Source organism: Ralstonia sp. A12 (assembly GCF_000801955.1).
In the GTDB taxonomy this organism is placed as follows: Bacteria; Pseudomonadota; Gammaproteobacteria; order Burkholderiales; family Burkholderiaceae; genus Ralstonia.
On sequence record NZ_JSZO01000014.1, the window covers coordinates 248,419 to 260,577 of the forward strand.

Below are 12,159 nucleotides of genomic sequence, written 5' to 3' on the forward strand. Positions count from 1 at the left end.
TGGGGAAGAGGGAACGCGATGGAACTCAAATGGCTGGAAGACTTCATCAGCCTGGCCGAGACGCGCAGCTTTTCGCGCTCGGCGGAATTGCGGCACGTCACGCAGCCGGCGTTTTCGCGGCGCATTCAGTCGCTTGAGGCATGGCTGGGCAATGAGCTGATCGATCGGTCGAGCTATCCCACTCGCCTCACGCCCGCCGGCGAGGTCTTCTACGAGCAGGCTCTGGCGATGCTCGCGCAGGTGAGCGAGACGCGCGCGCTGATGCGCGGCCAGCGCCCGGCCAGCGCATCGACCATCGACTTTGCTGTGCCGCATACGCTGTCGCTCACGTTCTTTCCGGGGTGGCTGGCGCAGGTGGAGGAGAAGGTCGGCAAGCTGCAATGCCGCTTGCGCGCACTCAACGTGCACGATGCGGTGATGACGCTGGTGGAAGGCGGCTGCGACCTCGTCATGGTCTACCACCACGCGCGCCAGATGATCCAGCTCGACCCGACGCGCTACGACATGCTGGTGCTCGGCACCGAGCGGTTGTCGCCGTTCTCGAAGCCGGATGCGAATGGCCGCCCGATCTACCGGCTGGTGCCTGCCGCACGCAAGCCGATCGCGTATCTGAGCTATACGCCCAACGCTTTTCTGGGCCGCATGGTTGATGTGCTGCTGGAGAACTCGCCGGTCGCCCCGTTGCTCGATAAGTGCTACGAGACCGATATGGCCGAGGCGCTCAAGGTGATGGCGCTGGCGGGCCACGGTGTCGCCTTCCTGCCCGAGAGCGCAGTGCGCGACGAAGTGGCCGCTGGGCGGCTGGTCCGCGCAGAAGGCAAGGGCGGCGGCACGCTGTCGATCGAAATGGAGATTCGGCTGTATCGCGAGCACCCGCAGAACGGTGCGCCCGACCGTCGGCACCCGCAATCCAAGCGCAAACGGGAGCTGATCGACCAGCTTTGGGGCGCGTTGTCAGCGTGATGGAGGTCTTTTCTTACCTCATGGGGGTTATGCGCTAAACGCATAACCCGATGTAAAAACGGCATTGGATTTCGTTCTGGGCGGTCCCTAAGCTGGCGGGCATTTTGTGGGACTGCAGTTCCCAAACCAGGGGCCTTACCGAGGTCCAAAACAGGAAGACAGCCATGTCCAATGTCGCTTCTCCGACGACACTTCAGCACGCCATCCCGTCCTATCTGCCAGCCGACAACCTCGGCCCGTGGGGCATCTATCTGCAGCAAGTCGACCGGGTCACCCCCTACCTCGGCTCGCTGGCACGCTGGGTTGAAACCCTCAAGCGCCCCAAGCGCGCCCTGATCGTCGATGTGCCCATCCAGATGGATGACGGCAGCATCGCCCACTTCGAGGGCTACCGCGTGCAGCACAACACGTCGCGCGGCCCGGGCAAGGGCGGCGTGCGTTTCCACCAGGACGTGACGCTGTCGGAAGTGATGGCGCTGTCGGCGTGGATGTCGGTGAAGAACGCGGCCGTGAACGTGCCGTACGGCGGCGCCAAGGGGGGCATTCGTGTCGACCCGCGCAAGCTGTCTTCCGGTGAGCTGGAGCGCCTGACCCGCCGCTACACCAGCGAGATCGGCATCATCATCGGCCCGAACAAGGACATCCCGGCACCGGACGTGAACACCAACGCGCAGATCATGGCGTGGATGATGGACACGTACTCCATGAACGAAGGCTCCACCGCCACCGGCGTGGTGACCGGCAAGCCGATCGCACTGGGCGGCAGCCTGGGCCGTCGCGAAGCCACCGGCCGCGGCGTGTTCGTGGTCGGCAGCGAAGCCGCACGCAACCTGGGTATCGACGTCAAGGGTTCGCGCGTGGTGGTGCAGGGCTTCGGCAACGTGGGTAGTGTGGCCGCCAAGCTGTTCCATGATGCCGGCGCGAAGGTCATCGCCGTGCAGGACCACAAGGGCATCGTGTTCAACGGCAACGGCCTGGACGTTGACGCGCTCATCACGCACGTTGACCACAACGGCAGCGTGGCCGGCTTTGCCGCAGAGACCGTCTCGCAAGACGATTTCTGGGCGCTGGATTGCGAATTCCTGATCCCGGCCGCGCTGGAAGGCCAGATCACCGCCAAGAACGCGCCCCATATCAAGGCAAAGATTGTCGTGGAAGGTGCAAACGGCCCCACGACGCCCGAGGCCGACGACATCCTGCGCGACAAGGGCACGCTGGTCTGCCCGGACGTGATCGCCAACGCCGGCGGCGTGACGGTTAGCTATTTCGAGTGGGTGCAGGATTTCTCGAGCTTCTTCTGGACCGAAGACGAGATCAACCAGCGCCTGGTACGGATCATGCAAGACGCTTTCCGTGGCGTCTGGCAAGTGGCGCAGGACAACAAGGTCACCCTGCGTACGGCGGCGTTCATCATCGCCTGTACGCGGATTCTGCAGGCCCGCCAAGAGCGCGGTCTGTACCCCTGATCGGCGACGCGCTGATCAATACCGGCGCAGTGCTCCAACAGGGTGCTGCTCCGGTCTATCGCGTCGCTGCCGATCAGGCAGCCATGCGCGACGGTTGAAGAAAGCCGGTGCTCATAGGGCGAACCATAACGTTCCGAAGCACCGCACCATGAGAAGGGCGATGACATCGTCGCCCTTCCCATCCTCAAGTCGGGTTCGTGTAAGCGACAGAGAGCGCACATCGGGCGGGCTTTATTTCCCCTGGTTTTCCTTAGCAACTGGCGGTCATCCGCTCAAGCGATCGTGCCTGCGTGCCGATTGTGCAGAGCGTTTCCGTGTTGGGCGCTGCGCGGCGTTTCCGGTTTTCCGGAAAAGCACAACGTAAGGTGTCCGGTTGCTCGGAAAACGTGGTTGCGGCAGGGTCCGCGCCGGAGGAAAAACTCCGTTCGATTCAACCATTTAGTGGCAACACCAATACTGTCGCCAAACGTTTTTTGGTACAGTCCCGTCTTTCTCTTTCATGGTCAAAAGGAGACTTTCATGAACCTCGCCAAGCTGGCAACTGCGCTTGCAGCCGTTGGTGTCGCCGTTGCTGCGTTCGGCAGCGCAGCCCACGCACAAGAGCTGACTGGTACGCTCAAGAAGATCAAGGACACCGGCACCATCACGCTGGGCGTGCGCGATTCGTCGATTCCGTTCAGCTACAACGTCGGCGGCGTCCGCACGATTGGCTACTCGTACGACGTTGCCACCAAGATCGCTGAGGACGTGAAGAAGCAACTCGGCCTGAAGGACCTGAAGATCAACGAAATTCCGGTGACTTCGCAGAACCGCATCACGCTTCTGCAGAACGGCACCATCGATCTGGAGTGCGGCTCCACCACGAACAACCTCGAGCGTCAGAAGCAGGCTTCGTTCACCGACACCATCTTCATCATCGGCACCCGCATCATGGTGAAGAAGGATTCGGGCATCAAGGACTGGACCGACCTCAAGGGCAAGAACGTCGTGACCACCGCCGGCACGACCTCGGAACGTCTGCTGCGCAAGATGAACGACGACAAGCAGATGGGCATGAACATCATCAGCACGAAGGACCACGGTCAATCGTTCCTGACGCTGGAGTCGGGCCGTGCTGTTGCGTTCATGATGGACGACGCCCTGCTGTACGGCGAGCGCGCCAAGGCCCGCAACCCGAACGACTGGGTGGTCGTGGCCAAGCCGCAATCGCGTGAATCGTATGGCTGTATGGTTCGCAAGGACGACGCTCCGTTCAAGACCTTGGCTGACAAGACCATCGTCGGCATGATGAAGGACGGCTCGATCACTGCTGCGTACAAGAAGTGGTTCGAAAGCCCGGTTCCGCCGAAGGGCCTGAACCTGGACTTCCCGCTGTCGGACGACATGAAGGCGCTGATCAAGAACCCGAACGACAAGGCTCTTGACTGATCGGCTCCCTCAACGGGCCTGACTCAAGCATTATCGAAACGGAAGGCAAAGGCCGGCTAACAGGTCTTCACCCTTCCGTTTCTCTTTGAGGGAACCATCATGAATTACCACTGGAACTGGGGCGTCTTCTTCACGGAAGCCGCCCAGAATCAGACCTATCTCGACTGGTTGCTGTCCGGTCTGAAGACCACTGTCGTACTCGGTCTCACCGCCTGGATCATCGCGCTCGCCCTTGGCTCCGTGCTGGGCGTGCTGCGCACCGTGCCGAACAAGTGGCTCGCGGGCATTGCTGCGGCTTACGTCGAGCTGTTCCGCAATATTCCGCTGATCGTGCAACTGTTCATCTGGTACTTCGTCATGCCGGAACTGGTGCCGGGCGGCGACTACATCAAGCAGATGAACCCCGCCACGGCGATGTTCCTGTGCGCGACGCTGTGCCTCGGTACCTTTACCGCAGCGCGTGTTTGCGAACAGGTGCGCTCGGGTATCAACTCGCTGCCGCGTGGCCAACGCAACGCAGGTCTGGCGATGGGCTTCACGCTCGCGCAGACGTACCGTTACGTGATGCTGCCGATGTCGTTCCGCATCATCGTGCCGCCGCTCACGTCGGAGTTTCTGAACATCTTCAAGAACTCGGCTGTGGCGTCGACCATCGGTCTGCTGGAGCTTGCCGCGCAAGGTCGCCAACTGGTGGACTACACCGCGCAGCCCTACGAATCGTTCATCGCCGTGACGCTGATGTACATGCTGATCAACCTGACCGTAATGGGCCTGATGCGCTGGGTGGAAGCACGTTCCCGGCTGCCTGGCTTCATCGGTGGCAAGTAATCGGCGCGAGGACTCTTCATGGCTTATCAATTCGATTTCTCGTCCATTACCGCCGACAACATGCGTGTGCTCGGCGAGGGCATGGTCCTCTCGCTCGAGATCACGGGCACGGCCATCCTGGTCGGCATCGTCTGGGGCACGCTGCTGGCGATGATGCGCCTGTCTGGCATCAAGCCGCTGCAGTGGTTCGGCCAGGCGTACGTGAACCTCTTCCGTTCCATCCCGCTGGTGATGGTGCTGTTGTGGTTCTTCCTGATCGTGCCGCAGGTGCTGCAGAAGATCTTCGATCTGTCGCCTGCCACCGACATGCGTATGACGTCCGCGCTGGTCGCCTTCGCGCTGTTCGAAGCGGCGTACTACTCGGAGATCATCCGCGCCGGTATTCAGAGCGTGTCGCGCGGGCAGATGTTCGCGGCCTATGCGATGGGCATGACGTACGGCCAGGCCATGCGCCTGGTGATCCTGCCGCAAGCCTTCCGCAACATGATTCCGCTGCTGCTCACCCAAGCCATCGTCCTGTTCCAGGATACGTCGCTGGTGTATGTGAGCGCGCTGTCGGACTTCTTTACGCAGGCATACAACATTGGCGAGCGCGACGGCCGTATCGTCGAGCTGCTGCTGTTTGCCGGCCTGTGCTATTTCGTGATCTGCTTCGGCGCCTCCGTGCTGGTGAAGCGACTTCAGAAGAAGGTGACCCAATGATCGAGATCAAGAACGTTTCCAAGTGGTACGGTCAGTTCCAAGTGCTGACCGACTGCACCACCAGCGTGAAGAAGAGCGAGGTGGTGGTGGTGTGCGGCCCGTCGGGTTCGGGCAAGTCCACGCTCATCAAGACCGTCAACGCGCTGGAGCCGTTCCAGAAGGGCGACATCCTCGTCGACGGCACCTCGGTGGGCGCCAAGGGCACCAACCTGCCGAAGCTGCGTTCGCGCGTGGGCATGGTGTTCCAGAACTTTGAGTTGTTCCCGCACCTGTCGATTACCGAGAACCTGACGATCGCACAGCAGAAGGTGCTGGGCCGTTCGAAGGACGAGGCCATGGCCAAGGGCCTGAAGTACCTGGATCGCGTGGGCCTGAAGGCACATGCTGCCAAGTACCCCGGCCAACTGTCGGGCGGTCAGCAGCAGCGCGTGGCCATCGCCCGTGCGCTGTCGATGGACCCGATCTGCATGCTGTTCGACGAGCCGACCTCCGCGCTGGACCCGGAAATGGTCAACGAAGTGCTCGACGTGATGGTGGAACTGGCCAAGGAAGGTATGACCATGATGTGCGTGACCCACGAAATGGGTTTCGCCCGCAAGGTCGCCAACCGCGTGATCTTCATGGACCAAGGCCACATCGTTGAGGACTGCGAGAAGGAAGAGTTCTTTGGCAACATCGAGAACCGTTCGGACCGCGCCAAGCAGTTCCTGTCGAAGATCTTGTCGCACTAAGCACAGGGTTCAAGGCAACAAAAAAGCCGCTCTCTCGGGAGCGGCTTTTTTGTTGGGCGATGCTGGGGTCAGGTGCAGGCCGTATTTGCTGCGTTGGCGGCCTGTACGTCTGCCGGAATCGGCACCTTGGTCGCCATGGTGGCCTGGCCCGATTCGAACATCAGCAACTCGCCGGGCACGAATTGGGTCCAGACCTCGTTGTCGGTGAGCGGCGCGGTGGCGATCACGGCCACACGGTCGGCAGGCGTGGTGTATTTGGCGAAATCGATCGTCATGTCGGCGTCGATCAGGTGCGCCGTCGAGAACGGCCACTGCCGCACGATGTAGTACAGCCGTGTCGAGCAATGCGCGAACTGCGCTTGCCCGTTGCACAGCAGGAAGTTGAACACGCCGTAGCGGGTGATTTCCTTTGTGATGTCGGACAGCGCGTAGAACAGCTCGTTGAGCGGCGGCTGCGAACCCGGAAAGCGCTTGCGCAGCGCCTGCATGATGAAGCAGAAGGCGAGTTCGCTGTCGGTGTCGCCCACCGGCTGGTAGACGCCCGAGAGGAACGGCGAGAAGTTCTTCAAGTCGCCGTTGTGCGCGAAGATCCAGTGCCGACCCCACAGCTCTCGCATGAACGGGTGGCAGTTTTCCAGCCGCACCGTGCCCTGCGTCGCCTTGCGGATGTGCGAAATGACGTTCTTGGACTTGATCGGGTAGCGCTTGACCAACTCTGCCACCGGCGAGGTGCCGGCGGACTGGTTGTCGATGAAGAGGCGGCAGGCCTTGTCTTCAAAGAAGGCGACGCCGAAACCGTCGGCATGGTGGTCAGTTACGCCACCGCGCGCGGCGAACCCGGTGAACGAGAACGTCACATCGGTCGGTTCGGCGCAGTTCATGCCTAGCAGCTGGCACATGGTGGGGAAGAAAAAGTCGGATGCAATAAAATAGCCATTATCCTGCTGGCCGCCGGGGGTGCCAAGCGCCTTGGTCTTCACGGCTATGCCCTTGGCGACCGGCCGTTGCGCTGACGCCGCACCCCGCCAGATTTGCCACCAAACGTAGCATCCCGACCGTCGCACTATCGGACCCATTTCCATGAACGCATATCGCATCGCTGTGATCCCCGGAGACGGGATCGGCAAGGAAGTCGTCCCCGAGGGCCTGCGGGTGCTGGATGTGGCGGCGTGCAAATTCGGCTTCACGCTGCAGACCGATCACTTTGACTTTGCCAGTTGCGATTACTACGCCCGCCACGGGAAGATGCTGCCCGACGACTGGTTCGACACCCTGCGCGGCTATGACGCCATCTTTTTCGGCGCGGTCGGCTGGCCGGATACGGTGCCCGATCACATCTCGCTGTGGGGCTCGTTGCTGCAGTTCCGGCGCGGCTTCGACCAGTACGTGAACCTGCGCCCGGTGCGCCTGATGCCCGGCATCCGCAGCCCGCTGGTTGACCGCAACGGGCAGCCGCGCGCACCCGGCGCGATTGATTTCTATGTGGTGCGTGAGAACACCGAGGGCGAGTACTCCAGCGTCGGCGGCCGCATGTACGGCGGTACCGAGCGCGAGATCGTGATCCAGGAAACGGTCATGAGCCGCACCGGTGTCGACCGCATCCTCAAGTTCGCCTTCGACCTGGCGCAGCGCCGTCCGGCCAAGCATCTGACGTCGGCCACCAAGTCCAACGGCATCTCCATCACCATGCCGTACTGGGATGAGCGCGTGGAGGCGATGGCCAAGGTCTACCCAGACGTCAACGTCGACAAGTTCCACATCGATATCCTGACCGCGCACTTTGTGCAGAAGCCAGAGATGTTCGACGTGGTGGTCGCCAGCAACCTGTTCGGCGACATCCTTTCTGACCTGGGCCCGGCCTGCACGGGCACGATTGCCATTGCACCGTCGGGCAACATCAACCCGGACCGCACGTATCCGAGCCTGTTCGAACCGGTGCATGGTTCGGCGCCGGACATCGCGGGCAAGGGCGTGGCCAACCCCATCGGCCAGATCTGGTGTGCCGCCATGATGCTCGAACACCTCGGTCAACCCGAAGCGGGCGCAGCTGTGCTGGCGGCCATCGAGCATGTGCTGGCCGCAGGCCCCGGCCATGCGCCGCTCACGCGCGACATTGGCGGCACGGCAAGTACCGTTGACCTGGGCCGTGCCATTGCCGAGGCGCTGGCATGACGCCGGACGCCGTCTTCCTCGTTCTCTGATTTTCGTTTTTCGCTCACCGCTTTCCTACGCACCATGACCGACACTCTCACTATCGTCCGCCCCGATGACTGGCACCTGCACCTGCGCGATGGCGACGCGCTCGCCGACGTGGTGGGCGACACCGCGCGCCAGTTCGGCCGGGCGATCATCATGCCCAACCTCAAGCCGCCGGTGACGACCACCGCGCAGGCGCGCGCCTACCGCGACCGCATCCTTGCCGCGCTGCCGGCGGGCACGCAGTTCGAGCCGCTGATGACGCTGTACCTGACCGACAACACCTCGCCCGAGGTGATCCGCGAGGCGAAGGCCAGCGGCTTCATCCACGGCGTAAAGCTGTATCCGGCCGGCGCCACCACCAACAGCGATGCCGGCGTGACCGATCTGCGCCGCTGCGCCAAGACGCTCGAAGCGATGCAGGAAGTCGGCATGCCGCTGCTCGTGCACGGCGAAGTGACCGACCCGACCGTCGACATCTTCGACCGCGAAGCCGTCTTCATCGACACCGTGATGCTGCCGCTGCGCCGCGACTTCCCTGAGCTGAAGGTCGTGTTCGAGCACATCACTACCAAGCAGGCCGCCGAATACGTGCGTGATGCCGAAGGCCCGGTTGGCGCGACCATCACCGCGCATCACCTGTTGTACAACCGCAATGCGCTGTTTGTGGGCGGTATCCGCCCGCATTACTACTGCCTGCCCGTGCTCAAGCGCGAGACGCACCGCTTGGCACTGGTCGCCGCGGCCACTTCGGGTCATCCGCGCTTCTTCCTCGGCACCGACAGCGCGCCGCACGCCAAAGGCGTTAAGGAGCACGCCTGCGGCTGCGCCGGTTGCTACACCGCACTGCACGCCATGGAGCTGTACGCCGAGGCGTTTGAAGACGCCAACGCCCTCGACAAGCTCGAAGGCTTCGCCAGCCTGCACGGCCCGGACTTCTACGGTCTGCCGCGCAACGCCGGCACGCTCACGCTCACGCGCTCGCAATGGCAGCTCCCGGCGGAAGTCCCGTTCGGCGAGCAAACGCTGGTGCCCCTGCGTGGCGGCGAAATGCTGCGCTGGAAGTCGGTCTGAGTTGCCGTTCGAGGGCTTGAGTGCGATCGACTGGAGTCATCCGGCGTTCGCACCGCTTGCGCAAATCGGCGCAGCGATTGTCGGTGGAGTCGGGCAGGGCGCTGACCTGCGCGATACGCTGAACGCGCATCCGGCTGCCTCGGCCATTCGCACGTCTGGCGGGCAAGCGCTGCGCTTTATCCCGCAAGATGCGCTGCCCATCGGCGCTGCTTACGAAGCCCATATCGCTGCGACAGGCGAAGTGCCGACGCGGGACAACCTGCACGACTTTTTCAATGCGCTGATCTGGCTGCACTGGCCGCGCACCAAGGTGGCGCTCAACGCGCGTCAGGCGCGGGCCATTGCGGGAGACGGCATCCGTGCGGTTCGTGGCACGGTGCGCGATGCCGCCACGCTCTTCGACGAGAATGCGCTCATCTTCCTGCATACCGATGAGGCACCCGAACGCAGTCTGACCGGCTTCGGCTGGCAGCGCTTGTTTGTTCAGGAAAGAAGGCAGTGGGGGCGGTCGTGCACTGTACTGCCGTTCGGCCATGCCTTGCTGGAAAAGCTGGTCACGCCTTACAAGTCGATCACGGCGCATGCCTGGCCCGTACGCGTTGCCACGCTGGAGGCGGACCGTGCATCGCTCGATGCCGCACTGGCTGACATGCTGCTTGATGCCGAACTCACGCCACGCGATTTTCGGCCGCTGCCCGTCATGGGCATCCCCGGCTGGTGCAGTGCCAATGAAGACGCCGCTTTCTATTCAGATACGACGGTATTCCGCCCAGGCCGTCGGACAACAGCTAAAAGCATCAGCGCTGAATAGTGCTAGACTCGCGCCTCGCGAAGCGGACCAGACAACCGCTGCTTCCGCCGCCTTGTGCGAGCGGAGGGGGAGGAAAGTCCGGACTCCATAGAGCAGGGTGATGGCTAATGACCATCCACGGTGACGTGCGGAATAGGGCCACAGAGACGAGTCTTCGCCCAGGCTTCGGCCAGGGCGAAGGGTGAAACGCGGTAACCTCCACCCGGAGCAATCCCAAGTAAGCAGGCGATGAAGCGGCTCGCTGAGTCTGCGGGTAGGGAGCTTGAGCCGGCTGGCAACAGCCGGTCTAGAGGAATGGTTGTCACGCCGCTTGGTTTCGGCCACGCGGCGCACAGAATCCGGCTTATCGGTTCGCTTCGCTTCTTCCTTCGGCTGGATTGATCATCAATCAGGCCAGTTCAACCAGTTCCAGCGAGTGCGTGATCTCGGCCGTCTTGGCCAGCATGATCGACGCCGAGCAATACTTCTCGTGCGAGAGCTGGACCGCACGTTCCACCGTCTCCCGCTTGAGATTGCGCCCCGTCACCGTGAAGGTGAAGTGGATGCGCGTGAAGACCTTCGGGTCGGTCTCGGCACGGTCGGCGTGCAGCTTGACGCTGCAGCCCTGCACATCCACGCGACCGCGCTTGAGGATCAGCACGACGTCATAGGCAGTGCAGCCGCCGGTGCCCAACAGCACCATTTCCATTGGGCGCGGTGCCAAGTTGCGGCCACCGCCGTCCGGTGCGCCGTCCATCGTGACGAGGTGGCCGCTGCCGGTTTCCGCCAAAAAGGCCATGCCGTCCGGGCCGGTCCAGCTCACTGTGCAATCCATGTCGAATCCTTGTGCCTGTCTTGTGCCATTGCGGCGAGTGCCGCCGAAAAGCCACATTGTAGCCATCGTGATCAACCCGCGTCGGCACCCTAGGGTGATCTCCCCTTGACAGTGGCACCTGAATGAAAAGGTGCAACCCGTTGCTCATGCACCTGAGTTGGGCTCAAATTGGAAGAAAGTTTCTAGTAGGCAACAGATGCACCGTGACTAAAATTCGCTAAGCCATTGATTTTAAATGACTGGCGTTAGATGTATGCGCATCATGGTGCATTTCGCATTACGAAATTCGATTTCGTAGTGCAAATTATCTTGCGCGTGCCCCAGAAATGGGTATAATTGCCCCTATTGGATCGGCTGATGCGGTGCAACCCACCAAGTCAACGATCAGCAGGTGTCTCCTCCACCCTCCTCCTTTGGTGGATTCAAACCCAAGCTCAACGGCTTGGGTTTTTTTTCGTCCGCCGTGAGCGGCGGCTTGCCTTTTTCCTTGTGTCAAGGGTGATTGGCGGGGTACAATCGAAATCTTTTCCGGATTGCCCGCGGGAAAGAAACTTTGGAGAGCCCGCACCAACAAGCGGGAAGGCGGGCCGGCGATGACCTTGCATGAGGTTGCGCAGGCGTCCGCAAGACGATCCGTTCGTGAGCGGTTTGAGCGCAAGCTTTGAGCACGATACGGGTCCACTCGGGCACTGACTCAATATTTGGAAAAATCATGAAGACCTTTTCCGCAAAAGCCCATGAGGTGAAGCGCGATTGGTACGTGATTGACGCGACGGACAAGGTCCTCGGGCGTGTCGCCAGCGAAGTGGCACACCGACTGCGCGGCAAGCACAAGCCTGAATTCACTCCGCACGTCGACACGGGCGATTTCATCATCGTCATCAACGCAGCCAAGCTGCGCGTGACGGGCGCCAAGACGACCGACAAGAAATACTATCGCCACTCGGGTTACCCGGGCGGCATCTACGAAACCACGTTTGGCAAGATGCAGCAGCGTTTCCCGGGCCGTGCTCTGGAAAAGGCTGTGAAGGGCATGCTGCCGAAGGGTCCGCTGGGCTACGCGATGATCAAGAAGCTGAAGGTTTACGCCGAAGGCTCGCATCCGCACGAAGCTCAGCAGCCGAAAGCGCTGGAAATCTAAGGGGC

Annotated in this window: 12 protein-coding genes and 1 other RNA gene; 11 read left to right on the forward strand and 2 right to left on the reverse strand. The window is 61.9% G+C overall.

The window, feature by feature from the left end; translation table 11 throughout:
* Positions 1 to 18: 18 nt before the first annotated feature.
* The 6 genes from PI87_RS18145 to PI87_RS18170 all read left to right on the forward strand — a co-directional run bounded on the left by PI87_RS18145 (position 19) and on the right by PI87_RS18170 (position 6,118).
* Positions 19 to 963, forward strand: coding sequence for a LysR substrate-binding domain-containing protein (locus PI87_RS18145; RefSeq protein WP_039599113.1), 945 nt, complete (start codon positions 19 to 21; stop codon positions 961 to 963).
* 164 nt (positions 964 to 1,127) lie between these two features.
* Entirely contained in the window at positions 1,128 to 2,429 is a 1,302-nt protein-coding gene (locus PI87_RS18150; RefSeq protein ID WP_039599114.1) for a Glu/Leu/Phe/Val family dehydrogenase, read from the forward strand.
* 519 nt (positions 2,430 to 2,948) lie between these two features.
* Positions 2,949 to 3,857, forward strand: coding sequence for a glutamate/aspartate ABC transporter substrate-binding protein (locus PI87_RS18155; protein ID WP_039599115.1), 909 nt, complete (start codon positions 2,949 to 2,951; stop codon positions 3,855 to 3,857).
* Positions 3,858 to 3,956: 99 nt separating this feature from the next.
* The gene (locus PI87_RS18160) at positions 3,957 to 4,685 is read left to right on the forward strand and encodes an amino acid ABC transporter permease (protein WP_039599116.1); all 729 of its coding nucleotides are present in this window, start codon (positions 3,957 to 3,959) and stop codon (positions 4,683 to 4,685) included.
* 18 nt (positions 4,686 to 4,703) lie between these two features.
* Positions 4,704 to 5,387, forward strand: a complete 684-nt coding sequence (gene gltK, locus PI87_RS18165) for a glutamate/aspartate ABC transporter permease GltK (RefSeq protein ID WP_039599117.1) — start codon at positions 4,704 to 4,706, stop codon at positions 5,385 to 5,387.
* A complete protein-coding gene (locus PI87_RS18170) occupies positions 5,384 to 6,118 on the forward strand; it encodes an amino acid ABC transporter ATP-binding protein (RefSeq protein ID WP_039599118.1) in 735 nt (244 codons plus the stop codon). Before gltK ends, PI87_RS18170 begins: the two co-directional genes overlap by 4 nt.
* A gap of 68 nt (positions 6,119 to 6,186) precedes the next feature.
* Here the strand turns inward: PI87_RS18170 and PI87_RS18175 are convergent, their stop codons facing one another.
* A complete protein-coding gene (locus tag PI87_RS18175) occupies positions 6,187 to 7,017 on the reverse strand; it encodes a class II glutamine amidotransferase (RefSeq protein ID WP_039599195.1) in 831 nt (276 codons plus the stop codon).
* Between the two features lie 181 nt (positions 7,018 to 7,198).
* Here PI87_RS18175 and PI87_RS18180 point away from each other — a divergent pair, with 181 nt between their 5' ends.
* The 4 genes from PI87_RS18180 (at position 7,199) to rnpB (ending at position 10,561) form a co-directional block, all read left to right on the forward strand.
* Positions 7,199 to 8,290, forward strand: coding sequence for a tartrate dehydrogenase (locus tag PI87_RS18180; RefSeq protein ID WP_039599119.1), 1,092 nt, complete (start codon positions 7,199 to 7,201; stop codon positions 8,288 to 8,290).
* Between the two features lie 63 nt (positions 8,291 to 8,353).
* Positions 8,354 to 9,388 carry a dihydroorotase gene (pyrC, locus tag PI87_RS18185; RefSeq protein ID WP_021196513.1) on the forward strand — a complete coding sequence of 345 codons (1,035 nt, stop codon included), beginning with the start codon at positions 8,354 to 8,356 and terminating at the stop codon, positions 9,386 to 9,388.
* A gap of 16 nt (positions 9,389 to 9,404) precedes the next feature.
* On the forward strand, positions 9,405 to 10,199 hold the full coding sequence (locus PI87_RS18190; protein WP_442965497.1) for a DUF3025 domain-containing protein: 795 nt from the start codon (positions 9,405 to 9,407) through the stop codon (positions 10,197 to 10,199).
* A 19-nt stretch (positions 10,200 to 10,218) separates the two neighbouring features.
* An RNA gene (gene rnpB / locus PI87_RS28125) (RNase P RNA component class A) lies at positions 10,219 to 10,561 on the forward strand.
* 26 nt (positions 10,562 to 10,587) lie between these two features.
* Here rnpB and PI87_RS18195 read toward each other — a convergent pair.
* Positions 10,588 to 11,013: an OsmC family protein gene (locus PI87_RS18195; RefSeq protein WP_039599121.1), complete on the reverse strand. Its 426-nt coding sequence runs from the start codon at positions 11,011 to 11,013 to the stop codon at positions 10,588 to 10,590.
* Between the two features lie 712 nt (positions 11,014 to 11,725).
* On the opposite strand from PI87_RS18195, the gene rplM reads away from it, so the two are divergent.
* The gene (gene rplM, locus PI87_RS18200; protein WP_039599122.1) at positions 11,726 to 12,154 is read left to right on the forward strand and encodes a 50S ribosomal protein L13; all 429 of its coding nucleotides are present in this window, start codon (positions 11,726 to 11,728) and stop codon (positions 12,152 to 12,154) included.
* Positions 12,155 to 12,159: the final 5 nt, after the last annotated feature.

Coding starts and splice junctions, on each gene's coding strand:
- PI87_RS18145 (WP_039599113.1), top strand. CDS start 19: ATGGAACTCAAATGGCTGGAAGACTTCATCAGCCTGGCCGAGACGCGC.
- PI87_RS18175 (WP_039599195.1), bottom strand. CDS start 7,017: ATGTGCCAGCTGCTAGGCATGAACTGCGCCGAACCGACCGATGTGACG.
- gltK (WP_039599117.1), top strand. CDS start 4,704: ATGGCTTATCAATTCGATTTCTCGTCCATTACCGCCGACAACATGCGT.
- PI87_RS18195 (WP_039599121.1), bottom strand. CDS start 11,013: ATGGATTGCACAGTGAGCTGGACCGGCCCGGACGGCATGGCCTTTTTG.
- PI87_RS18150 (WP_039599114.1), top strand. CDS start 1,128: ATGTCCAATGTCGCTTCTCCGACGACACTTCAGCACGCCATCCCGTCC.
- PI87_RS18160 (WP_039599116.1), top strand. CDS start 3,957: ATGAATTACCACTGGAACTGGGGCGTCTTCTTCACGGAAGCCGCCCAG.
- rplM (WP_039599122.1), top strand. CDS start 11,726: ATGAAGACCTTTTCCGCAAAAGCCCATGAGGTGAAGCGCGATTGGTAC.
- PI87_RS18170 (WP_039599118.1), top strand. CDS start 5,384: ATGATCGAGATCAAGAACGTTTCCAAGTGGTACGGTCAGTTCCAAGTG.
- pyrC (WP_021196513.1), top strand. CDS start 8,354: ATGACCGACACTCTCACTATCGTCCGCCCCGATGACTGGCACCTGCAC.
- PI87_RS18180 (WP_039599119.1), top strand. CDS start 7,199: ATGAACGCATATCGCATCGCTGTGATCCCCGGAGACGGGATCGGCAAG.
- PI87_RS18155 (WP_039599115.1), top strand. CDS start 2,949: ATGAACCTCGCCAAGCTGGCAACTGCGCTTGCAGCCGTTGGTGTCGCC.